Consider the following 23,178-nt stretch of genomic DNA (forward strand, 5'->3'; position numbering starts at 1 on the left):
CGACGAGGACCGGGCCGCCGTCGCGGACACCTGCCGCAGACGCACCGCCCGGGGCTGGGTGCGTGGCGCCGACCGGACCCTGCGCCCGGCGAACAACTTCCGACCGGCCGCACCGGAGAAGTCCGGGGACGCCAAGAAGGCGCCGGCCACGATCACGACCTGCGCGGGAGCCCCGGGATCACTGACGACCTGGACCTACGGCGCACACGGCTCGATCGTGGACGACGCGACCGGCCGGTGCCCGTACACGCCGGTCGGCCACAGGCCCGGACGGAGCGTGGAGTTGCGCCTCCTCACCGACATGGCGGACCAGCGGTGGACCCGCGCCGTGCAGCCGGTCCTGCGCGCCGACAGCCCCGCCGGACGGCCCTGCGTCACCGTCACACAGCGATGACGGTGACACCTGCCTCGGTGAAGCGGGCTTTCGCCTCGGGGGTGATGCCGGTGTCGGTGACCAGGAAATCGACCTGGCCGAGATCGCAGACCCGGGCGAAGGCCCGCTTGCCGATCTTCGAGGAGTCGGCGGCCACGACCACGCGCTGCGCCTGCTCGGCGAGCAGCCTGTTGATGCTCGCCTCGCCCTCGTGGTGGACGTACGCCCCGCGCTCGGTGTCGATCGCATTGACGCCCAGTACGGCGACGTCCAGGGTGATTTCTCCCAGCACTCCGCTGGCCAGCGGGCCGGTGAGCTCGTACGACTGGGGACGGGCCACACCTCCGGTCACCACGATCTTTATCTGCGGCCGGATGACCAGTTCATTGGCGATGTTGAGGGCGTTGGTCACCACCGTCAGCGTCGGCTGGCCGCCGACCCCGGGGCCGGTGTCACCGACGAGGTCGGAGCGCACGGCCAGCGAGCGGGCGACCTCGGTGATCGTGGTGCCGCCGGTCAGTCCCACCACTTCACCCACGGCGACGAGTTCGGACACGGCGCGGCCGATGGCCTGCTTCTCCGGGGCGTGGCGTCCCGTCTTGTAGCGCAGCGCCAGCTCGTACGAGACCCCGTGCGCGACGGCACCACCGCGGGTACGGGTGAGCAGCTGCTGCTCGGCGAGCTGGTCCAGGTCACGGCGGATGGTCGCGGCCGAAACATCCAGCGTCGTCGCGGCGTCCTCGACCTCCACCCTGCCGTGCTTCCCGACCAGCTCCAGCAGCGCGTTCCACCGGGCATCCCTGGACAAGAGAACTCTCCTTACGGGTCCGGGATTCGCGCACCCATCCCCTTGGGCACGCTCACCGGACACGCGCAAGCGTCGCACAAGGCTCTGATCAGTCAAGTCTCCTGCAACAAGAATGCTTGATAATGCTTGTAGTTCACCTATAACGTGCGTGAACGAGCATCCCATCACCTGTACGGAGTGCAAAAGTGTCGTTTGTCGAGATTGAGACAGCAAGCCAGCCGGAGTGCTGGCGTCGCGCCGCCGAGCTGGCACCGAGCCGGTCGGCCGCACTGCCCGCCGCCGGGGAGCGCATCGCCGTCGTCGGCTGCGGCACGTCGTTCTACATGGCTCAGGCATACGCCGCGCTCCGCGAGCAATCCGGTCAGGGCGAGTCCGACGCGTTCGCCGCATCGGAGTTCCCCTTCGGCCGCCGCTACGACCGGGTCGTCGCGCTCACCCGCTCGGGCACCACGACCGAGGTACTGGACCTGCTGGGCCGGCTGCGCGGCGTCACCCGTACCGTCGCGATCACGGCCGACCCGAACACCCCGGTGATGACCGCGGCCGACGATGTCGTCGTGCTCGACTTCGCCGACGAGCAGTCCGTGGTGCAGACCCGGTTCGCCACCACCGCGTTCACTCTGCTCCGCGCCCACCTCGGCCTGCACACCGACGCCGTGGTCCGCGACGCGGAGACCGCGCTCGCCGAGCCGCTGCCCGAAGGCCTGCTGGACTGCACCCAGTTCACCTTCCTCGGCCGGGGCTGGACAGCCGGCCTCGCCAACGAGGCCGCTCTCAAGATGAAGGAGGCGTCGCTGTCCTGGACGGAGTCGTACCCCGCGATGGAGTACCGCCACGGCCCGATCAGCATCACCACCACCGGCACCGCCACCTGGATGTTCGGCGCCGCGCCGGAGGGTCTCGACGACCAGGTGCTGTCGACCGGGGCTCGCTGGGTGGAGAGCGGTCTGGACCCGCTGGCCGAGCTGGTCCGCGTACAGCGCCTGGCGATCGCCCGGGCCGAGGCCGCCGGCATCGACCCGGACAGCCCCCGCCACCTGACCCGCTCGGTGGTCCTCGCGGACGCCTGACCGGCGGATGGACATGGTCGAGCGCGCGCTCACCGTTGCGCACAACGGTGTCGGCGCGTGCGAGGGGTTCCTCGCTGCGCCGGTGCGGGGCAGCGAGGCCGGTGTCCTCGTCCTTGCCGGGTCGAGCGGCCGGATCGAGGACGAGCGGTGCCGGATCCTGGCCCGGGCGGGCCTGACCGCCCTGTCGGTCCGCTGGTTCGGCGGCCCGGGACAGCCGCCGGGCATCTGTGAAGTCCCGCTGGAGACATTCGAGTCCGCGACCGGACTGCTCCGGTCGCGCGGCGCGCAGCGTATCGGAGTGCTGGGCACCTCCAAGGGCGCGGAGGCCGCCCTGCATCTCTCGGTGCTGGATCTCGGTGTCGATGCCGTGGTGGCGCTCTCCCCCACCTCGCTGACGTGGGCCAATGTCGGCCCCGGCCGCGACGGCAGGACACGGCCGTACCGGTCCTCCTGGACCTGGCGGGGCGAGGCGCTGCCGTTCGTCCCCTATGACGACAGCTGGACGCCGACCGGGGCGGAGGGGGCTCCGGTCAGCGTCCTCGGCTGGTACGAACGCAGTCGGCACACCTTCGCCGACCGTGTCGGGGCAGCGGCGATCCCGGTGGAGCGGTCCGCCGCGGACCTGCTGCTCGTCGCGGGCGCGGACGACGCGATCTGGCCGTCACTGCGCTCCGCCGAGGAACTGGCCGCCCGGCGGCGTGCGGCCGGGCGGCCGGTCCGGCTGATCGCCCGCGCCGACGGCGGGCACCGTCCGCGCTTTCCCGGAGAGGGCCCGGCGCCGGTCTCCGACCGGTTCCTGTACGGCGGTTCGCCCGTCGCCGATGCGGCACTCGGCGCTGCTGCCTGGCCGTACGTACTCGATGTACTGCGGGGGCCGGGCGGCCCCTGAGCCGGCCGGCCCGTTGGCTGTTGCCGATTTCTCCAGCCCGTCGAGCAAGCGGGGCAGTGGGCCGGAATCGCAACTCCCGGGCCTACAACCAAGCGCGTTCATCACGAGTCTTGATCGTCGGCGGTCTCACCCTGCCGCCGAGGATCAAGAGCGAAGGAACGCATGAACCGACCAAGAAGCACAACGGTCGCCGCCGCAGGCGCCGTCGTGCTCGCCACCTCGGGCGGGCTGCTCGCCGCGGCCGGCCCCGCCTCCGCCACGGTGACCTGCGCGTCACCTGTCTTCAAGCGGACGTTCTACGCGAACACCACCTTCTCCGGGACCCCCAAGGGCACGGACTGCGACTCCGTGATCGACCAGAACTGGGGTACCGGCGCGCCCGGCTTCAAGGGCATGCCCGCCAACAACTTCGGCGTCCGCTGGTCGACGACCCGCGACTTCGGCTCCGGCGGGCCCTTCACGTTCACCGCCTCCTCCCGCGACGGCATACGCGTCTACCTCGACGGCGTCCGCAAGGTCGACATGTGGAAGAACGTCGCCACCACCGTCTCCAAGACCGTCAACGTGACCATCCCGTCGGGGAAGCACAGTCTCCGCGTCGACTTCGTCAACTGGACCGGCGCAGCCAACGTCAAGTTCGCCTATGCTCCCCGCACTTCGGCGACCGTCGACAAGGTCAAGCCGCTCGTCCCGACCGGGACCACCGCCACCTACAGCACGGCGACCACGTCCACGAAGGTCAGCTGGGCCAAGAACAAGGAGATGGACCTCGCCGGGTACCGCGTGTACCGGCGGTTGAAGGGCACCTCCTACCCCACGAAGCCGATCGCGACCACGACGTCCACCTCGTACACCGACACGACCGTCCCGAAGGACGGCAACGTCTACTACTACGAGGTCCGCGCCTACGACAAGGCCGGTAATGCCTCCTCAGGCACCGCCGACCTCGGCATCACCACCGTCGACCGGACCGCCCCCGCCGCCCCGAAGGGCGTCGAGGACAACTGGGCCATGGGCTACCCGACCAAGATCACCCTCTACTGGGACAGCAACACGGAGTCCGACCTCGCCGGCTACCGCGTGTACCGCTCGACGTCCTCACCGGTCGCCCTCACCCCCGAGAACCGGCTGACCGGCGACACGTTGTCCGGCGGCGGTTACACCGGACCCCTGCCGCAGACCGGCGCCATCTACTACTACGTCGTCACAGCGGTCGACACGCACGGCCTGGAGTCGGCGGCCTCGGGCGCGGCGATGTACTACACCCGCGACCTGACGGGCCCGGTCGACACCGCCCTCAACGCGCAGGCCTCGGAGAGCGAGGCGGGCGTCACGCTGACCTGGGACGCCTCCGAGCGGACCAGCAACGACTTCGCGGGCTACTCGATCTTCCGGTCACGCCAGCCGCGCACCGTCGCCGGGGCCCAGCGCGAGGAAGTCGGCAAGGCAGTGACGGGCACCACCTTCACCGACGCCGCCCCGCCGCCCGGCGTCACGTACTACTACGGGGTGGTCGCCCTGGACCACGCAGGGAACGGGGGTACCCCTTCCCACGAGCTCACTGTCGCCGTCACCGGCAACACGACCGCCCCCGCACCGCTCACCGGCGTGACGGCCACGCCGAAGAAGAACGGTGTCACCCTCTCCTGGGACGCGAGCAACGTGCCCGGCTTCGACCACTACCGCGTGCTGCGCGGCACCCTCGTCGACGGGCAGTGGACGTACACCCCGGTGCAGGACCCATGGACCCTGCGGCCGCGGGAGATCACGGAGACGACCTTCCACGACGCGGTGCCGGCCGACGGTCAGCAGGCGCGCTACGGCGTGGTCGCCATCGACCAGTACGGCAACCAACTCACCCCGGACACCGGCGCGAGCGTCGTCGACGTCACCGAGCTGGACCTCCGTCCGACCGCCCCGCCGGCGACCGGCGCTCCGGTCACCTACCTCAGCACGAGCCCCGGCGGCCGGATCTCCTGGGGCGGTACCGGCGACAGGAACGAGAACGGCAGCCGGGTGTCGGGTGTCGCTGTCCACCGTTGGAACCCGCAGACCGAGACCTTCGACCTGATCGGCGTGGACGACTCCCGCGACGGTTACTGGTGGGACAACACCCAGCCGGCCGGCACCACGGTGTTCTACCGCGTCACGGTCCGCTACGAGGACGGCACCGAGTCGGGCGCTTCCCAGACCACCGCCGTGACCGACTGAGCGCACCGCCACCGAGCGCATCCACACGGGTGGCGCTCAGCCAGGGGGACCGGAGGTTCGGCTTCCGGTCCCCCTCGCCATGCCGTTGGCGTCGCACACACTCAGCAGCGTCTGCCCGACGGCAGCTCCTCATCGCCCGTGACGACCGGGCGGTCCTGGACCCTGGGTACGGGGCGGCCGAGCCGATCCCCGCCCGTTCCAGCGCCGCAGGTCGTGGCGGGCGGTCAGCCCACTGCCGTTCCACGGGATCCGTACGGCATCGTCCGGCCCCGGCCCTACGACGTCAGGCCTCCGTCAGGCCGCTGCCCGGACTTCTGTCCTCCGGGATGGTCCCCACCGGGTCCGTCGGCCCGGCGATCCACCCCAACCGGGCTGCCTGCCATCCGAGTTGGATCCGGCTGGTGGCAGCGGAACGGTCCATCAGATCCCGCACCCGGCGCTGAACGGTCCGTCGGCCCATTCTCAGCTGCCGGGCGATACCGGCGTCGGTCAGTCCCGAGAGCAACAGCGTCAGCAGCTCGATGTCGTCGTCCGTCAGTTCGCTGCGTGGCTGGGCGGCCATGGGGTGCAGGGGCAGTGCGGACTCCCACACCAGCTCGAACAGCGTGACCAGCGCGTCCAGCAGCGGACTTGGGTGGATGTGGACGACCGGCTGTGTACACGATTCGCCCGAGCGCATCGCAAGCAGGGCCGTCGAGCCGTCGACGATGACCATCTTGACCGGCACATGATTCAGAACCCGGCCATGCTCCCCCGCCTCCGCGTACTGAAGGACCTCCTCTCGCGACCCGTTCGCCTCCAGCCCCAGCCGGTCGTAGACGGTCCGGAACCTCACCCCCGCCGCCAGCTGTTCGATCTCGACCTCGTTGACGCTTTCGGACACCAGGTACGGCGGGGCGTCGAACCGTACGACCTCCCTGCGGGCCCGGGCCTGGATCTGCTGGTAACGCAGCGCCACCTCCTCGTCGGGGACGATCTCGGCCATGTCCCCCGAGAAGACGTCCGGGCGGGGCGCACTGCGGTACTCGTCCGCGAGCCGGTCCAGAGTTCCGCGGGCCTTCGTCAGCTCCGTCATCCGCGCCAGGAGCAGCACCTCCCCCGCTATGTCCGGAGGGGACGGAATCAGCTGTGCGGGCTGATCGTCGGTGGTCGTCACCATCCCCCGGTCGACCAGTCCGCCTACCGCCTCCTCGACATGCCCGGCACCGAGGCGGAGAAGGTGCCGGATCCGGTCCGCATCGGTACGTCCTGTCCGAACGAGCAGTTCGTACACCTGCGACTCGATGGTGCTCAGACCGAGCGTCTCCAGCATCTCCGTGCTCCCCCCTCGCAGGCTCCCGAGGAGCCCCTTCACCTGTGCAGCGCATCACGGCGTGCCCGGAGCATCCGTGAACGCGATGACAATACGGCCGTTTGCGCAGGCAGGGCGCCCGGCGCAGGGAATATCTCGCCCCTGCGCCGGGCGCCCTGTACTGTCCGGCGGACTTCTGGTTCAGGACCTCACTTGAGGGCGTAGGCCCGGGTGATGGTCTGGACGGTGCGGCTGCCCGCGGAGTCCCAGACCTCGGTCTTGAGGGTCACGAAGCCGTTGGTGTCGGCCAGCTTGGGGTGCCACAGCAGTGCCTGGAAGGAGTTGTCGTCCTTGCGCAGCATTGCGGCGGACTTCCAGGTGGCGCCGTCGTCGTAGGAGACGGAGACCTTGGCACCGGCGACCGCCGTGGAGCCGGCCCAGCCCTTGGGGCGTGCCGCGTTCACGGTGAAGGTGTACGGCAGTCCGGCCCGTGTCTGGTTGAGCACGTTCAGCGGCAGGTCGTAGTCGAGCAGGAGCACGGGCATGGACTCACAGACCTTGGGCGTGGGGATGAACGCCGTATCGCAGTCCTTGACGGCCATGGTGGTCGGTGCCGCCTGACTGAAGTTCCACTCCGTGCGTATCTGACGGCCCAGGGCGACGCCCGGGACGTCGGTGGTCAGCTTCTGATCGAGGACGTACCGGTAGTCCGCCTTCTCCTGCGCCAGCTGGCCGAAGCCGGTGATCGGCTGCCCGTTGAGGTAGTAGCTCCAGGTGCCGGTCAGTCCCGACAGGGTGTGGGTGGGATCGTTGTCCGCACCGTTGTTGCCGGGCAGTTTCTGCCAGACGTCGCTGCGGCAGAACGCACACGGTCCGAACTCGTACTGGGACAGGCGATTCGGCGCATCGAACCAGCTCCGGGTGTAGGACTTGCCCGGGGTGCTGTAGGTGGTGCGTAGGTCGCTCATCCGCCAGGCACCGGACTGGAAACCGGCCGTTATCGCCGACTGGTATGACACCCCGCTGCCCGCGAGGAAGTAGTCGTCGCGGGTGGTGCCCTGGTAGAGCGGCTGGCCGACGGAGAGCGCGGTCACCTGCAGGGGACCCCAGACGTTCATGCTCTCGGCACCCAGGCGCCGGGCTCCGTCGGAGTGGAACGTATTGGTGACCTTGGCGAAGTCCTTGACGTCGACTGTCTTGGCCAGGTCGGCGGGGATCCGCTCGTCGGTGAAGTGAGGGTTGTAGGTGTAGCCCGATTCCAGGACACCCTTCAGGGCGATCCGGACCTTGTCCTTGGCCAGCAAGCCCTTGAGGGTTGCGGCGTTGTCGTACGTGGCGTGGGCGACCGGGATGGTCTGTCCGGCGGGGACGCCGCTTCCGCTCGGCCCGGGGTCGGCAGGGGCCACGATCATCGCGACGGCTCCGGCAGCCGCGGCCCTGACGACCTGGCCGTCGGCCTTGGTGACGTCGGCCGCGGAGACCAGAACGGTCTTGCCCTTGACGTCGGTACCGGCGAAGTCCTGCTCGGAGCCGGCGCCCAGGTCGACCAGCTCGGTGCGCTTGGTGCCCTCGAAGCGCTTCGCGTTCACCGAAGACTTCAGCGGGATGGTCACGTGCCCGGGGCCCATCACCTCCAGCTGGACCAGCGGTTCGCGTCGGGCCAGGGATGTCTCCAGGCGCAGCGCGCCGGTGGTGGCGGCGGCACTGGGGATGGCGCCTTGCCTGAGGTCGGCGAGGTTGAGCAGGTTGCCGATGCCGGAGAAGTTGGCGTGGCCGTTTGCGGTGCCGTCGTCACGAACGATGAACGTGGTCACCTGGCCGTTCTCCAGTGGCCGGTGCTCACCCTTGATCTTCACGCTGAGGTCGGTGGCGGTGGTGCCGTCGACGGTGAAGGTCTGGTCCCGGTCACTCACTTCGATGTTCGGCACGTCGAACAGGTCGGCCGCGTAGGAGATCGCACCCCCGGCGGGGTCCGCCGAGTAGAGCGAGCCCTCGATGGAGTACTTACCGAGCGGTACCGACAGGGTGGTGGTGCCGCTGGCGTACAGGGTCTGGCTCTGCCAGAAGTTGTTGTCCATCCCGTGCAGGGTGAACCTGAACGCGCTGGGGGTGTTGCCGAAGCGGTCGGTGACCTTCAGCGTGACCTCGTGCTGCTCGACGGAGGTGACGAAGCCGAGCGCGGCGTGCACCGACTCGCCGCTGTCGGAGGTGGCGGTGACCGAGCCGCCGTACTGGCCGGTCTTCAGGCCGTTGTTGTCGAGCGTGACGGTGACCTCGGCGGTGCCGCCGGCCGGGACCGTGACCCGGCCGTCGGACAGGCCCGCTCCCGACAGCGACAGCGTGCCGGCCGGGACCGCGGTTCCGCTCGCGTCCTCGGCGGCGGCCGTCACGGTCACCACGGTGTCGGTCGCGGCGTCGTTGTGCAGCGTCAGGGTGCGGCTGCGGGTGGGGTAGGTGCCCTTCTGCCACGGTATGACGCGGAAGTCGGCGGTGCCGGACAGCTCCAGCGACGGGTCGAGCGCGGCGGGGATGTCGACCCGGCCGTAACCCTGCTGGTAGACGGTCTGGTCGGCAGCGGACTTGGCGTGCGCGGTCAGTGCCTCCTTGATGCGCTGCCCGGTCCAGTCGGGGTGGCGCTGCTTGAGGATCGCAGCGGAGCCGGCCACGTGCGGGGTGGCCATCGAGGTGCCGTTGGCCGAGGTGTAGTCGGCGTCCACCGGAGTGCCCATGGTGGTGCCGGCCGCGCGGGCGGCGACGATGTCCACACCCGGGGCGGTGATCTCCGGCTTGATCGCCATGTCGCCGAGGCGCGGGCCGCGGCTGGAGAAGTCGGCGAGCGCGTCGGACTTGTCGACGGCGCCGACGGTGAGGGCCGCCTCCGCGGCGCCGGGGGTGCCCAGGGTGCTCTCGCCTGGGCCGCTGTTGCCGGCGGCGATGACGAAGAGGGTGCCGGAGGAGGCGCTGAGCGAGTTGACCGCGCTGGTCAGCGGGTCTTCACCGGGGGCGTCGGTGCCGCCGAGGCTCATGCTGACGATGTCGGCGCCCTGCTCGACGGCCCACTCCATGCCGGCCAGGATGCTGGAGTCCGCGCCCTGGCCCGAGTTGGACAGGACCTTGCCGATCAGCAGGTCGGCGCCGGGGGCGACGCCTTTGTACTTGCCGTCGGAGTTGGCGCCGCTGCCCGCGATGGTGGATGCGACGTGGGTGCCGTGGCCGTGACCGTCCTGGACCGTCTGGCCGTTGACGAAGCTCTGGCTCTGGACGATCTCGGACTTGATGTCGGCGTTGTTCAGGTCGGCACCGGTGTCCAGGACGGCGACCTTCACGCCCTTGCCGTCGTACCCCTTGGCCCATGCCTCCGGGGCGCCGATCTGCGGCACGCTCTTGTCCAGTGCGACCTTCGCCTTGCCGTCATACCACAGCTTGGAGACCCCGGCAGTGCCGGGGACCGTGGCGGCCTGGGCGCTTCTGGTGCGTGCCGGGGCGGGCTTGACGGCCCGCCAGAAGCCCTTCGCGCTGCGCTTGTCGACATGCACCGCGGACAGCCCCAGCCGGGGCATGACCCGCTCGCTGCCGCTGCCCGGCAGGTCCTCGGTCTTCTGCTTCAGGACAGCGGCGGTCGGCTTCCCCTGGAAGTCGACGATGGCGGGGACCTCGTCGGTCTGCGCGTCGCCGTAGCCGTCCCTGATCATCCGGCTGACGTTGAACAGCTCGCCGTCCACCGTGCTGGAGGCGAGGGCGGCCATGGCGTCCTCGGGGTAGACGTACAGGTCGCCGTTCTGTCCACTGGCGGTCTGGTACGTCTTGGACGTTCCCGCACCGGAGAGAATGTTCACCGACTGCTTGCCGTCCGGCCCGGTGGTCAGGGCGACCTTGTCCCCGGTGACCAGCGTCAGCGTCGAGGTGGTCGACCCCTCCTGGTGCGTGGACGGTGCGCCGGCGACGCTCGGGCCGGTCGACGGCGGCACGGCCGCCACCGCCCCGGGTTGGATTGTCAATGACAGGACGACCGCCGCTGTCACCGCACCGACGGCAGCGGTACGCCGCCGTCTCTCGCGGGTCTTACGCATCAGGACTCCTTACGCAGGCTCAACAGGCGTGCGCGTCAAGGGAACTGATGCTCGGCCGCATCACAGCGAACCAACCGAACGTCCGGACGTTGCCACGCACGCCCGGAAGCTAATTGCGTGTAGCCCGCAAGATCCAGATGCAAAGTGGCGGCTCTGTGCCAGATGGCGCCTTGTCGCCATGCGGGGCTGCCCAGATGTCCGTTCCACAACCGCGAGGGGGCCCGCGGCCTTCACGGCCGCGGGCCCCCGGACACTCACCACCGACGCGGGTCGGGCTGCCTTTCGCTACTCCTCGAAGTAGGCGTCCAGAACCGCGTCGAGTTCCTTTTCCCACTCCTTGAGGCTGCTCCTGGCTGCCGCCTCGACTTCGGCGTTGAACCAGCGGTTGGTCGACATATGGACGGTGACGGTGAACCGGCGCCCGAACCGTGGCGACTTCACCTCGACCGCACCGATTTCGTCCCAGCGGAAATCGGCCTCCTGGTCATCCAGCGTGAACCGGACACCGTCACGGTCCGCGGTGATCGAACCCCGGCGGTCGCTGACCTCGAACACGGGCCCGCCCTCGGCCTTCTCGACCTGTTCGCCCTTCTCCTCTCCCTCCTTCTCGCCGTCGCTCCGTACCGCCGCGGCCTCCGCGTCCGGGGCCTCGTCGGACACGGCAGCCTCTTCGACGGCCGGTCCATCGGTGACGGCCGCCTCGGGCGCCGGCTCCTCGGTCTTCTCCTGGTCCGCGTCAGGCGTCCCCGCGGGGTGGGGGGCCGTGAGACCAGGGATGTACGCCGGGTCTGTCCCTGCGGCGTACGCGGGCTGAGTGTTCGGATCTATGCGCTGCTCCACGGCGGGCAGTATGGCCGACGAACCTGTACGAGACCAGCAAGCGCCCGACGGAGCCGTCGGTGCCGCGCACGTCGGCAGGCCCCGGGGCCGGCGCGGACCTCATCGCACGGGACACAGGGGCTCGGCCGGCTTCGGCGGACAGCGCGCCGACAGGTCGGTCAACACCACCGGTCACAGGGGGATCTGATCGGCATTCACCCATGCGCCGGGAAAGAGCGGGCACGCCGCCGGTGCCCGCCCCCACACGTCACCGACCGGTCGTTCGGCGGTATTGACGGCCGTAGCCGCGGCGAGCCGGGACCCCTTCGCCTTGAGCGCGCCACCCCGGGACGATTCGTTCTTCGCGATCAGCGATTTCCGGTAGGCGGTCTCCACCCCGAACCACACGCCGACCACATGCGTCCGGGTCCGCCCTGGTGGCGAGGAGGGAAGCTCTTCCGATTGAGGTCCCGGGCCACGACGCATCACATGGACAAGTCGATTCGTTCACCGACGATCGCGACGATCAGCACCGCAAATAGCGACAAAGCGCGAAGTGGAACCGCCCATTAGCCCACAAATAGGGTACTTTTCTCGCTCGACATCTCCTGACCAGCGAGATTGCGCGTCAATGCCGTCACTCAGCCGGAATCGCAATGTCGAACCAGGTCGTCTTTCCGCGCCCCGCCGGCGAGCTACCCCAATCGCCGGCCAGCGCGTCGACGATCAGCAGGCCGCGCCCGGATTCCGCTTCCTGGTTGTTCTCCTCGTCCGCGACGATCGCGGTGGGCACGGGTGGATGCGGGTCACTGTCACGGACCTCGACCCGGATCCGGTCCGGGTACTCCCGCAGCCGTAGCTCCACTTCACTGTCGGCGTGGATCAGGGCGTTGGTGACGACCTCGGACGTCAGAAGTTCCAAGGTGTCCAGCACCGGCAGCATGTCCCATCGGTGCAGCAGGTCCCGCAGGAACTCCCGGACCTGTGCGACCCCTTGCAGGTGGTGACGCTGCACGGACATCCGTGCCACCCGCCGGTGCTCCCGGGACTGCACTCCTTCGTACCGCACCAGCAGCAGGGCCGCGTCGTCGGCGAGAACCTGCCACCCGCGGCGGTCCTGGACGAGACGGTCGGCCAGCACCTCGAGGTTGTCGCCGCAGTGATCGGCCAGCACCCGGCCGAGCCTCTCCATCGCCGCATCCGATCCGAGCAGCCGCCCGTCCAGCAGACCGTCGGTGAAGAGTGCCATCACCGACCCTGCCACCACCTGTACCTCGCTCTGCTCGTACCGGGCCTGTGCGTCGACACCCAACGGCACCCCCACGGGCAGCGATTCGGTGACGCCGTTCCCGTCCGCGTCGACGATGAGCGGGCTCGGGTGGCCCGCGGTCGCCGTGGTGGCGGTCCCGCTCGCCAGGTCGAGCCACACGCAGCAGCACGTGGCATACAGATCCGTGCCCAGCCCGGAGAGCAGCCGATTGCTCCGTTCCAGCACGATGGCCGGATCGTGTCCCTCGGCGGCGTATGCCCTGACGCCGCTGCGCAGTTGACCCATCACCGCCACCGCCTCCAGGCTGTGGCCCTCCACATCGCCGATGACCAGGCCGATTCCGCCGCCGGGCAGCGAAACGATGTCGTACCAGTCGCCTCCCACATCCGCGCGATCGGTCGCCGGGAGATAGCGGGCCGTGGCGACCGCCTCGGTCATGTGCGGGAGGCTGCGCGGCAGCAGGCTGCGCTGCAGGGTCTGGGTGAGCGCGTGCTCGATCTCGTAGGAGCGGGCCCGTTCCAGGGACTGGCCCACCTGCTCCAGCATGATCGTCAGTACGGCGAGCTGCTCGGGGGCGAACGGAAGCGCGGGCTCCGGGAACTCCAGGACGCAGCAGCCCGTGGCCCGTCCCTTGGACACCAGAGGGAGGTAGGAGCGGGCCTGGACCTCCGGATCGGGATCGACGTCGGGATAGGCCTGCCGCAGCGCCTCGGCCGTCGGGAAGGACAGGATCTCGATCGCGCGGAGTGTGTCCGTCTCCGGCGTGTGGCGGGACAGCAGGGTGCCTTCGACCCGCTGGACCGACTCGCGAGAGAACCCTGAGGCCCCGACCACATGCAGCCGCCCCTGCTCGGCGAGACACAGCATCACCGCCCGGCCGCCGAAGGGCCGGACCACCTGGGTGTCCGCGGCGGCGAGGACGTCCCGGATGTGCACCGCGGCCGTGAGTTCGGCGGCGAGCCTCTGCAACTGGTAGAGAAACGTGCTGCCGGTCGGCTTGGGCACGACCGGCGCCTCCGGTCGGCGGGGGCCGGCTTCCGCAGCCCCTGCCGTGACCGGGGCGGCGGCCCGGGCACGCGACACCTCGGCGATGAACAGCGGCACATCCGGCGCCTTCATCCAGGCGCCCTGTTCCGCGAGGTCCGCCAGTTCGATCGCCAGGTCGTCCGCGACGGCCTGGAGGAAATCCAGCGAATCGGTGGCCACCGGCCGGGGCGGCACCCAGCGCACACTCAGCGCGCCGAACCGGTACCGGAGGGTCCGCACCGGCGCGGAGGCGACCATCATCGGGTACGAACTGTGGATGAAGAGGGCCGGAGACCGGCGGGTCAGCTCCTGGAGATCGGTGTTCTCGAACAGCACCAGCTTCCCGGCCTGGTGCGCCCTCGCCGTGGAAAAGTTGCGGTCGTCCGCCGCCATGCCCGACGGAACAGTGAAGCTCAGGGTGGTGTCGACCATCATCGCTGCTGCGAGCGCCCGGTCGTCCTCGGTCAGCAGATAGGCCGTGCACGTGCTGCAGTCGAGGCCGCGGTTCAGCCGCCGCAGCGCAGCGGCGATGACGCGGTCGCGGCACATCAACTGCGGCCCGGTCGGCCCCTTGGGGTCTGCCGCGGAGGATGGGGAGTCCATGAGATCCGCCCCGGGGCATCGACGACAGGTGGGGGTGCGGCTACCCCGCTGCTCGGCGACATGCGCCGTAGCCATTCCAGTATGGGCGCAAAACTCCAGGTATGCGCCCCACGCGGCGCCATCCGGGTACCCACGACCGGATATACCCCGGCCAGCGGCGTCACGTGCCCGCCGGAATACTGCTGTCCGCACTCGGTCGCGGACGAGCTGGGACGCTGCTCCGCCCGTCGCACCGATGGGCGGAGCAGCGTCCGGGGGAGATGTACGGCTTCCTTCGTCAGGCCGACCGGGGTGCGGGCTTGAGGACGGCGAAGGGGGCGCCGAACGGGTCGGCGAGCCAGGCGATCCGGCCGACGTCCGGCACGTCCTCCGCGGGCATCAGCACCGATCCGCCGTTCTCCTGGGCCCTGGCGACGATGTCGTCGGCGTCCGCTGCGGCGAAGTACGGAATCCAGCGCGGCTCCATGCCCTCCTGGGCCCGGGTGAGGCCGCCGAAGCTCGCGTCCTGCTGATCGCCGTCTGCGGTGGAGAGCACGGTGTACGTCATTCCGGGGGCTTCCATCTCCTGCTCCGCCAGCCGAACAGCGATCGGTAGAAGGTCAGTGCGGCGGAGGTGTCACCGACGTGCAGCTCGACCCAGATCAGCGTGTCGGGCTCCGAGGTCTTCTCCAGGCCCTTGACACCGGCGGGCTGCCACACCGAGAAGTCGGCGCCGCCCGGGTCGGTGAGACAGGACATCCGTCCGGCGTCCATGACGTCGAACGGCTCGACGCGTACGGTCCCGCCGCCCTGTTCCACGGCTTTCGCCGTCGCGTCGGCGTCGGGGGTCTGGAAGTACACCGTCCAGGCCGGACTCGCGCCCTCCTCCGTGAGCGGGCCGACAGCGGCGACGGTCCTGCCGTCCTTCCGGAAGAAGCCGTAGCCGCCCGCCTCGGGTCCTGCCGAATCAAAACGCCAGCCGAACACGGCGGCGTAGAAATCCGCGGCGGCCGCGGTGTCGGTACTGCCGAGGTCCAGCCAGCTGGGTGCGCCGGTCACGAAACGGGTGCTGAGCACGGGCGTGTCCTCCTTCGACGGATCGACGCGTGACCGGTCCCGTGGGACCGCGCTCACGCTGCCGTGTCGACCGGACCGAGTCCCGCACGGGTCGCCCCGGAGATGGTCATGGCCATCTGACACCCGAAGTGCGCGGGACACCGGAATGACGCTCCGCAATCCTCCGGATCCCGACGTTCCTCCGAACGATCGCGATCCGGCGTGAACGACGCGCGGACCGCAACGACCCCCAAGTGATCTTCTTCGTAAAACCGGACACACCCTCCGTACAACCCTTGTGCCCCATGCGCTGTCATACACGGCACCGGACCAGGAACGGGCCCTGTCCGGTCACCCCCGCGCCCCCCGAGCAAGCCCGGCCCTTCGTGAACCGGACCAAGGAGCCGCTCATGCGCAAGTACCGCTCGGCCGCCGTCGCGGCGGCATCGTTTCTCCTCGTCACGGGCGCGGCCATCGCCTCGGCCCCGTCCGCCTACGCCGGTACCCCCGGTGGCACGCACGCCAACGACCGCAACACCGACTTCAACGGCGACGGCTACGACGACGTGCTCGTGGGTTCTCCCGGTGCGGCGGTCGGCGGGCACAAGGGCGCAGGCATGGTCACCGTGCAGTACGGCGGGCCCAAGGGCATGGGCACGACCAACGTCAGGGCCTTCAGCCAGAACTCCTCCGGGGTGGCCGGAGCCGCCGAGGCCGCCGACAGCTTCGGCAAGGCCGTGACCACCGGCGACCTCGACGGCGACGGGTACGACGACGCGGTCGTCGGTATCCCCGGCGAGGACATCGGCGCCGTCTCCGACGCGGGCGGCGTGGTGGTCCTGTGGGGCACACCCAAGGGCCTCACCGGCTCGGTGAGCAACTGGCTGGAGGCCGACGATCTCACCAAGGGCGGCAAATTCGGCGCCTCGCTGGCCGCGGCCCGCTTCTCGGACACCACACCCGGCGACCTGCTGGCGGTCATGGACTCGGTCGGACTGACCACCTACCAGTTCGAGCCGGCCACCGAACCCGTCGCGAAGAGCGCCGTCCCGCAGTCGCGGCAGCCGCACCAGAAGGCGCGTACGACGCTCGCCTCGCCGCCGAAGAAGGCGCTCGCCCGGTCCGACGCCGACGAACCGCAGGGCATCCAGCCCAAGTCGATGACCACCGGCGACTACGACAACAACGGCTACGCCGACCTGATCGTCTCCGGCACCAGCGTGGGCGACGAACCCGGCCACGGCTGGTCGTACATCCTCCCCGGCACCGCCTCCGGCGACGAGCCGCTGCCGGTCACCGCGGTACGCGGCGGCCCCGTCGTCGCCTCCGGCGACATCAACGGCGACGGCTACGACGACCTGGTCACCGGTGAGCCGCACAGCCCGGACGACGGCGGCGAGAGCATGACCGGCGGCATGGTCGGCGTCTACTACGGCAGCGAGGCCGGACTCGCGGGCCAGGAGGGCCCTGGCACCCCGCCGGTCTGGTGGACCCAGGACTCACCGGGCGTGCCGGGCACGAACGAGCGGGGAGACGGCTTCGGCACCGACCTCTCCGTCGGCGACACCAACAAGGACGGATTCGCGGACCTGGCGGTCGGGGTCTCCGGCGAGGACATCGGCACCGTCCCGGACGCCGGCGCCTTCGTCGTCCTGCGCGGTTCGGCACGGGGTCTGACGGCCACCGGCGCGCTGTCGGCGAACCAGGGGACCGCCAACGTCCCGGGTGCCGTCGAGAAGGGTGACAAGTTCGGCGGCCAGGTCTCCTTCACCGACCCCAACGACGACGGCCGGTTCGGCCTGCTCGTCTCGGCGCCGAGCGAGAACACGAATGACGGGTTCGTCTGGGTCTTCTCCGCGGGCACCGGCGGCATCACCACCTCCGGTTCCTGGAGCTACGGCGCGGGCGACTTCGGCGGACCGACGACGGACGCGCTGTACGGGGCGGCGATCGACGACTGACGTCCGTACCGGACACCTGTCCGCCCAGCGTCACCGGTGCCCTGGACACCGCTCTCCAGGGCACCGGGTGGTCTCGACGGACTCCTGCTTGCGGCCCCGCACCCCTGCGCTGCGCAACCAGCGGTCGGGGGCCGACGGACGGACTCCACTACACATGAATATATGAGCATCCATTCATGTGTAGACCTCCGTAGGATGGTGACCATGGGCCACGGAGCGAACACCCCCGACAGCAGTGCCGCAGCGCCGCACACCCGCCTGACCCCGCAGAACGCACCGCAGGTCGCCGCCATGCTCCAGGCCCTGTCCACGCCCTCCCGACTGCTGATCCTGGCCCGGCTGCGCGAAGGCCCGTGCGCGGCGACCGAGCTGGCGACCGCTGTCGGCATGGAGCAGTCCGCCTGCTCGCACCAGCTTCGCCTGCTGCGCAATCTCGGCCTGGTCACCGGCACCCGCCAGGGCCGCTCCGTGGTCTACACACTCCACGACAACCACGTCGCCGCACTTCTCGACCAGGCCCTCCACCACGTGGAACACCTCCGCCTCGGCCTCGTCGATGCCCCAACCGAGTTGTCCACCAGCCACTTTGACGAAGCATCGGAAACGACTCGCTTGGGCAGCCCTTGACGCAAGGTTGACCGCTTGCGTGGGGATCCGAGGGACCTCGGGCCACTACGGTCCCTCCCATGTCTCTGAGACCTCCTCCCCTCCCGGTCCTCCCGTACCGCAAGCCGACGCGCGGCCGGGACTACTGGGTACTGGACGACGTGTTGCCGGATCCGGACGCCACCCGGGAGCGCTGCCTGGCCAGGGACGACTGGACGGAGGGCTACCCGCACAAGCCCGAGAGCTGGCCGGGACTGCGCGCCATGCCGGGGCTCGAGCCGGGAGAGCTGGCGCATGTGGAGCGGCTGGTGAGAAAGGCGACCGGCGCCCGGGAACTCCGGGCCGAACGCCCTTCGGGCGGCGGCACGTTCAACCACAACTGTGTCCAGGTCGTCGGCGAGGGCGAATGTGAGCCGCGCCCCCACACGGACTCGCGGACACTCTGCCGCTACGCCGCGGTGCTCTATCTCAACCCCGGCGTACCCAAGGACTGCGGAACCAGCTTCTACCGCCAGAGCCTGCCCGGTGGGGTGCTGGGCGGCAACCAGGTGACCGCACCGCACAACAACCTCGTCGACGCGCTGGGCACCCGTTTCGTGTCGCCGGACTCCTTCGTCGAGGACGTACGGGTCCCGCACCGCGCCAACCGACTGCTGCTCTACTCCGCCAATATGATCCACAGCGCCACCGGTTACTCGGGTCACACGCTGGAGGAGAAACGGATGACGGCCGTCTTCTTCTGGAAGGCCTGACCCGACAGCCCACGGTGGGACGAGCACCGGAACGAACGAAGGAAGAACATGAGCGACGTCACCGAGTTCGAGGACATCTCGCCGACCACCCTCGCCGACGTCCTGGGACGCGAGCAGGTCATGGACATCGGCATTCGCCCTCTGTGGCCCTCGATGCCGCGCATCGCCGGCCCGGCGTTCACCGTGCGGTGCCCTCCGGGGGACAACCTCATGCTTCACGCGGCCATCCATCGCGCGGAGCCGGGCTCGGTCATCGTCGTCGAAGCGGGTGACGTGGACTACGCACTCGCCGGAGGAAATGTCTGCGCCGTCGCCCAGCGCCGAGGGGTCGCCGGATTCGTGCTCGACGGGGTGATCCGTGACCTCGCCGAGGTGCGCGAGATGGGCTTTCCCGTCTTCGCCAAGGGGGTCATCCCCATCCCGGGAACGAAGTCGGCCGTCGTGCCCCTGGGTGGCCAGGTGCGGTGCGGCGGCGTGAACGTGCATGCCGGGGACATCGTGGTGGCCGACGAGGAGGGCATCGTGGTCACTCCCCGCGCCCACCGGGAGCAGGTACTCCGCGACGCCCGGGCGAAGTTGGCCAAGGAGGCCGGCGAATCCCTCGACGCGTGGGAAGAAGCGCATCGCGCCCGCATCGACAAGATCCTTGGCGAGAACGGCGCCGCGTAGCAGCCCACCCGCTCCGGAGAGGTCTTCAGCCTGACCCGGCTGACGCTTCCTGCCGGTGCTCCGGCTCACCAGCGCGCAGTACCGGCCATTTCGCCGACCGGTCGTCAACGCGCGCGGATCGGGCCGGAGTTGCTGTGACCCTTTGTGCGGCGAAGTGGCGCAGCCGACCTCGCCCCGGGCTCGGCCTGCCGGTTCAGGCCTTCAACGCGACGAGGTGCCATAGCCGTTGCCGTGCGCCCGCCAGGAATTGCGGGACAGCCCTTGCCGCAGCAACGCCGCTCCCTCTTGGCCGTCCGCCCGCATTTGTTGAGTGGGTGTCGAAATCCGTCACGCCCGGACCGGGACGACCGCCCTGCACGAGGAACACACCGGCCCGGCGACACCCGGTCGCCACAAAACATTCAGAAACGGAACCATGTAAATTTTACGGAATCGTGGAACTGAGACGAAGGTCACACGTGAAATCGGACGAGCCGTCTCTATTTTCCGACGGTACGCATGCCAGTCTGGACCGGTGTTGACCTGCCATTCGACCGCCGTCACGGAGGGAGAATTCCATGACCTGCCACCCGGCGTTACCCGACCTGACGTCCAGGCCTTCACTTGAACTGAAAGTCTAAGACACCATGACGGAACGTGCTGAATTAATTCAGACTTTCGGCCGGAAAACAGAAACAGATCGAATAGCGCAATTACTCGCCGCTGGCTCTGCGGGGTACAGCGGCACTCTCATCATCCAGGGGCCGTCAGGAACAGGTAAGACCAGGCTCTTACTGGAGTCCCAACGGGCCGCAGAACAACTTGACTTCACCGTTTCCTCGTTCCTGAACCCCGCTGCGGGTGGACCGGCGGGACGCCATGAGGCCGCGTCCCTGATGGCGGTGCTCGACTCCGCCGCAGTGAGCTCCAAGCCCCGCCTGGTCGTGGTGGACAACCTGTACGACGTCCCCGAGGAATTGACCGGCGCAGTGGCGTCCCTGGCCCACTACGAGCCCCCGAAAAATTCTCGAACGGCTCCCATCATTCGGATGATCGGGCTTCGCACCGGATTGCGGAATGCATCGATGCGCCGCCTTTCCAGTGAATTCTCCGGGTATCACCGAATAGAACTCGGCAGGCTTTCCGAGGCCGCCTCGACGGAACTCGCCGCCGACGTCATGGGTGCCGCTCCCGACCCGAAGCTCGCCGCCATGATCTCCGGCGCCGGAGGAAATCCCCTCCTGATCGTGGAACTCGTCCAGGGGTTGCGCGAAGAGGGTTCTGTGGAGATTTCCCACGAGCGGGCCCGGCTGTTGGACGAACGCATTCCACGACGCGTGCGCGACCTCGCGCAGCACTGGCTGGACTCGCTCTCGGACAAGGCCCGCCAGCTCGTCCAGGTGGCCGCGGCAGTCGGCGGGTCCTTCATGGTCGTCGAGGTCGCCTCGATGCTGCGGGAGACCACGGCATCGATGCTTCCCGCGCTGAACGAGACCATCGCCTCGGGCCTGTTGATCTGTCCGGGCGAGCAGACGGTGTTCCAGCACGAGCTGGTACGGCGTTCCATCGCCGACGCGCTGCCCGCCGCGGTCCGGCAGGCGCTGCGCCAGGACGTGAGCGCCCTGCGCAGACAGCACTGCCTCCAGGTTCCGATGCCACCGGAGTTCCTGGTCACCGGGGGCCGCCCGCACGGCACGCCGGTGCCGGGGTCCACGGACACGCCCGCCCCGCTGCCAGGGCCCGCCCGCCTGCCGGCCTCGTCCACGGAACCCGGGATCGTCCACCGGCTGCTGCCCGCCCTGCTGATGGCCCGCAGTACCCGCACCGAGCCCCTGCCGTTGGGGCTCGCCGAGGAGTTGCGAGCCAGCCTGACCGCCGTACTGCAGGCCCACTACGCCGACGTGGAGTTCAGCGGGGCCGCCGACGCACGGCTCGCGGACCGGGCCGACCGGATCACCCGTAACACGGTCTCCCTCTTCGCCGACGATCTGCAGCGCGCCACCACCCGTGCGCGGGCGATGCTCGCCGCCCACCAGGGCCGTGACGACGACGCCGACGCGGTGACGGCCACCGTCGTCCTGTCCAACCTGGAATGGGCCGTGGGGAACCTCGCCGAGGGGCTCAGATGGGGGCAGCGCGCCGTCCAGCGCCTGGGCCCGGCCACCCCGCCGATGTGGTCCCCGTACGTCAGACTGGCGCTGGCCACCAAGCTGTCCGACATCGGCCGGTTCGAAGAGGCCGAGGGGATGATCTGCACGGCCCGGACGGAGGCCGCGGCGCTCGGCCACCCGCACACGGCGACGCCGTCGATCGCCAGGGCCATGCTGCTGCTCCAGTCCAGCCGGCTCCAGGAGGCCCAGGACTCCGCCCAGACCGGGCTGGAGGTCGCGGCGAAGACCGGCGGCGGCTGGGTCGTACCGGTCGGGCAGGCGGTGCTGATCCTGGTCGCGCTGCGCCGCGGCGACCTGGCGTCCGCCGCCGACTACGCGTGGCGCTGCCGGGCGGCCGTCGGCGCCGACAGCACGGTGTTCCCCTCGATCCACTTCGATTGGGGGGAGTGTCTGGTGGCCACCGCGCAGCTCGGCGCGAGGCGCACGGCGGAACTGCTGACCACCACGTACGCCCATCTCCTCACCTCTCCCCAGCTGTTCGTGGAGGAGGCGGCGGCTGCGGCCTGGTTCGTCAGGCTCGCTCTGGCGGCGGACGACATGCCGCTCGCGTCGGCCGTCGTGACGGCCAGCGAAAGATTGGCGGCCGCCAACCCCGGGCGCCCCACCCTGGCCGTCGCCGCCCTGCACGCCAGGGGGTTGCTGGAGCGGGACTCCGAGGCGCTGCGGCAGGCCGCACGCGAGCACGTCAGCCCGTGCGCGGGGGCGCTCGCCGAGGAGGACCTGGGGATGCTGTTGAGCGCTCAGGAGGAGAAGAACGGCGCTCTCGGCGCCGCCGCTCTGCGGTCCGCGCTGCAGCGCTTCGTACAGATCGGCTCACAGGGCGACATCGAACGTATCCGGGCCTTCATGGAGGAGCACGGGACGTCCGTCACGAGCGCTCCCCGCCAGGGCAGGGCCGCCACCGTGGGCTGGGAGGCGCTCACGGAGACCGAGCGGTCCATCGCCCACCTGGTCAGCGACGGGCTGACCAACCGCCAGGTCGCACGGCGGGTCAGCCTGTCCCCGCACACCGTCAACTACCACCTCAGGGCGATCTTCCGGAAGCTCGGCATCGGCTCACGGGTGGAAGTCGCCCGCCACATCACCCACAGCGCATGAAATGCGCACCGCAGAAAGGAAGAACATGGCAAAGCCGTTCACGGTCCGGGTCACCGTTCGCGTCTACGAGACCGACGCGCAGGGACACCTCAATGGGAACGTGTACCTCCAGCACGCGGAGCACGCGCGCTGGGAACTGCTGCGCGCGGCCGGGATCAACCAGGGGGACCTGCTGAAGAAGGGCGTCAGTCCGGTCAACCTGGAGACGACCATCAGGTACCACCGTGAGGTGGTCGCCGGCGACGAGGTGGACATCAACTGTGTCTTCGTCTTCGGCGAGGGCAAGAGCTTCCGGGTGGAGCAGACCATGACCAGGGCCGACGGCACGCTCGTGGCGGAGGTCTTCAACGTGGGCGGCATCCTCGACCTGGACGCTCGCAAGCTGGTCCCCGATCCCCGCGAGTGCTTCCGTTCGGTGGCGGCCAATCCGGCAGTGGCCGGGCTCTGACCGCGCTGCGCCCCGGGCGGCGCCGGTCT

General features: G+C 69.7%; 16 protein-coding genes and 1 pseudogene. 10 read left to right on the plus strand and 7 right to left on the minus strand.

Annotated elements, in window-relative coordinates; genetic code table 11:
• Window positions 1–58: 58 nt before the first annotated feature.
• Window positions 59–394, plus strand: a complete 336-nt coding sequence (locus OG963_RS12880; RefSeq protein ID WP_371798919.1) for a hypothetical protein — start codon at window positions 59–61, stop codon at window positions 392–394.
• On the opposite strand, the gene OG963_RS12885 is transcribed toward OG963_RS12880, so the two are convergent.
• Window positions 381–1,181: a DeoR/GlpR family DNA-binding transcription regulator gene (locus tag OG963_RS12885; RefSeq protein WP_030927378.1), complete on the minus strand. Its 801-nt coding sequence runs from the start codon at window positions 1,179–1,181 to the stop codon at window positions 381–383. The genes OG963_RS12880 and OG963_RS12885 overlap by 14 nt on opposite strands.
• 185 nt (window positions 1,182–1,366) lie before the next feature.
• On the opposite strand from OG963_RS12885, the gene OG963_RS12890 reads away from it, so the two are divergent.
• The 3 genes from OG963_RS12890 (at window position 1,367) to OG963_RS12900 (ending at window position 5,351) form a co-directional block, all read left to right on the plus strand.
• The gene (locus OG963_RS12890) at window positions 1,367–2,251 is read left to right on the plus strand and encodes an SIS domain-containing protein (protein ID WP_371798920.1); all 885 of its coding nucleotides are present in this window, start codon (window positions 1,367–1,369) and stop codon (window positions 2,249–2,251) included.
• A 13-nt stretch (window positions 2,252–2,264) separates the two neighbouring features.
• Entirely contained in the window at window positions 2,265–3,140 is an 876-nt protein-coding gene (locus tag OG963_RS12895; protein ID WP_371798921.1) for an acyl-CoA thioester hydrolase/BAAT C-terminal domain-containing protein, read from the plus strand.
• A gap of 162 nt (window positions 3,141–3,302) precedes the next feature.
• On the plus strand, window positions 3,303–5,351 hold the full coding sequence (locus OG963_RS12900; RefSeq protein WP_371798922.1) for a PA14 domain-containing protein: 2,049 nt from the start codon (window positions 3,303–3,305) through the stop codon (window positions 5,349–5,351).
• 283 nt (window positions 5,352–5,634) lie between these two features.
• On the opposite strand, the gene OG963_RS12905 is transcribed toward OG963_RS12900, so the two are convergent.
• The 6 genes and pseudogenes from OG963_RS12905 to OG963_RS12930 form a co-directional block, all read right to left on the minus strand.
• Window positions 5,635–6,663, minus strand: a complete 1,029-nt coding sequence (locus tag OG963_RS12905) for a helix-turn-helix domain-containing protein (protein WP_319327046.1) — start codon at window positions 6,661–6,663, stop codon at window positions 5,635–5,637.
• Window positions 6,664–6,851: 188 nt separating this feature from the next.
• Window positions 6,852–10,712 carry a S8 family serine peptidase gene (locus tag OG963_RS12910; protein ID WP_371798923.1) on the minus strand — a complete coding sequence of 1,287 codons (3,861 nt, stop codon included), beginning with the start codon at window positions 10,710–10,712 and terminating at the stop codon, window positions 6,852–6,854.
• Between the two features lie 285 nt (window positions 10,713–10,997).
• Window positions 10,998–11,552: a hypothetical protein gene (locus tag OG963_RS12915; RefSeq protein ID WP_093777178.1), complete on the minus strand. Its 555-nt coding sequence runs from the start codon at window positions 11,550–11,552 to the stop codon at window positions 10,998–11,000.
• Window positions 11,553–11,723: 171 nt separating this feature from the next.
• Window positions 11,724–11,927, minus strand: a complete 204-nt coding sequence (locus OG963_RS12920; RefSeq protein WP_143020014.1) for a hypothetical protein — start codon at window positions 11,925–11,927, stop codon at window positions 11,724–11,726.
• A 241-nt stretch (window positions 11,928–12,168) separates the two neighbouring features.
• Entirely contained in the window at window positions 12,169–14,430 is a 2,262-nt protein-coding gene (locus OG963_RS12925; RefSeq protein WP_176902311.1) for a SpoIIE family protein phosphatase, read from the minus strand.
• Window positions 14,431–14,707: 277 nt separating this feature from the next.
• A pseudogene (locus OG963_RS12930) lies at window positions 14,708–15,486 on the minus strand (VOC family protein).
• A gap of 389 nt (window positions 15,487–15,875) precedes the next feature.
• Between OG963_RS12930 and OG963_RS12935 the strand changes: the two are divergent.
• The 6 genes from OG963_RS12935 (at window position 15,876) to OG963_RS12960 (ending at window position 23,149) form a co-directional block, all read left to right on the plus strand.
• Window positions 15,876–17,426: an FG-GAP-like repeat-containing protein gene (locus OG963_RS12935; RefSeq protein WP_093930886.1), complete on the plus strand. Its 1,551-nt coding sequence runs from the start codon at window positions 15,876–15,878 to the stop codon at window positions 17,424–17,426.
• Between the two features lie 204 nt (window positions 17,427–17,630).
• Window positions 17,631–18,053: a helix-turn-helix transcriptional regulator gene (locus OG963_RS12940; protein ID WP_093777188.1), complete on the plus strand. Its 423-nt coding sequence runs from the start codon at window positions 17,631–17,633 to the stop codon at window positions 18,051–18,053.
• A gap of 59 nt (window positions 18,054–18,112) precedes the next feature.
• Window positions 18,113–18,784, plus strand: a complete 672-nt coding sequence (locus OG963_RS12945) for a DUF6445 family protein (RefSeq protein WP_093777190.1) — start codon at window positions 18,113–18,115, stop codon at window positions 18,782–18,784.
• 48 nt (window positions 18,785–18,832) lie between these two features.
• Window positions 18,833–19,453 carry an RraA family protein gene (locus OG963_RS12950; protein WP_093777192.1) on the plus strand — a complete coding sequence of 207 codons (621 nt, stop codon included), beginning with the start codon at window positions 18,833–18,835 and terminating at the stop codon, window positions 19,451–19,453.
• Between the two features lie 899 nt (window positions 19,454–20,352).
• Window positions 20,353–22,701, plus strand: coding sequence for a LuxR C-terminal-related transcriptional regulator (locus tag OG963_RS12955; RefSeq protein WP_371798924.1), 2,349 nt, complete (start codon window positions 20,353–20,355; stop codon window positions 22,699–22,701).
• A 25-nt stretch (window positions 22,702–22,726) separates the two neighbouring features.
• Complete coding sequence (locus OG963_RS12960; protein WP_030927339.1) at window positions 22,727–23,149, plus strand: thioesterase family protein; 423 nt, start codon at window positions 22,727–22,729, stop codon at window positions 23,147–23,149.
• Window positions 23,150–23,178: the final 29 nt, after the last annotated feature.

This window comes from Streptomyces sp. NBC_01707 (assembly GCF_041438805.1).
Classification (GTDB): domain Bacteria; phylum Actinomycetota; class Actinomycetes; order Streptomycetales; family Streptomycetaceae; genus Streptomyces.

What these genes read in the sequence shown, in the direction of transcription:
- OG963_RS12935 (WP_093930886.1), top strand. Translation starts at nt 15,876, where the DNA reads ATGCGCAAGTACCGCTCGGCCGCCGTCGCGGCGGCATCGTTTCTCCTC.
- OG963_RS12950 (WP_093777192.1), top strand. Translation starts at nt 18,833, where the DNA reads ATGAGCGACGTCACCGAGTTCGAGGACATCTCGCCGACCACCCTCGCC.
- OG963_RS12925 (WP_176902311.1), bottom strand. Translation starts at nt 14,430, where the DNA reads ATGGACTCCCCATCCTCCGCGGCAGACCCCAAGGGGCCGACCGGGCCG.
- OG963_RS12910 (WP_371798923.1), bottom strand. Translation starts at nt 10,712, where the DNA reads ATGCGTAAGACCCGCGAGAGACGGCGGCGTACCGCTGCCGTCGGTGCG.
- OG963_RS12960 (WP_030927339.1), top strand. Translation starts at nt 22,727, where the DNA reads ATGGCAAAGCCGTTCACGGTCCGGGTCACCGTTCGCGTCTACGAGACC.
- OG963_RS12940 (WP_093777188.1), top strand. Translation starts at nt 17,631, where the DNA reads ATGGGCCACGGAGCGAACACCCCCGACAGCAGTGCCGCAGCGCCGCAC.
- OG963_RS12900 (WP_371798922.1), top strand. Translation starts at nt 3,303, where the DNA reads ATGAACCGACCAAGAAGCACAACGGTCGCCGCCGCAGGCGCCGTCGTG.
- OG963_RS12895 (WP_371798921.1), top strand. Translation starts at nt 2,265, where the DNA reads ATGGTCGAGCGCGCGCTCACCGTTGCGCACAACGGTGTCGGCGCGTGC.
- OG963_RS12945 (WP_093777190.1), top strand. Translation starts at nt 18,113, where the DNA reads ATGTCTCTGAGACCTCCTCCCCTCCCGGTCCTCCCGTACCGCAAGCCG.
- OG963_RS12905 (WP_319327046.1), bottom strand. Translation starts at nt 6,663, where the DNA reads ATGCTGGAGACGCTCGGTCTGAGCACCATCGAGTCGCAGGTGTACGAA.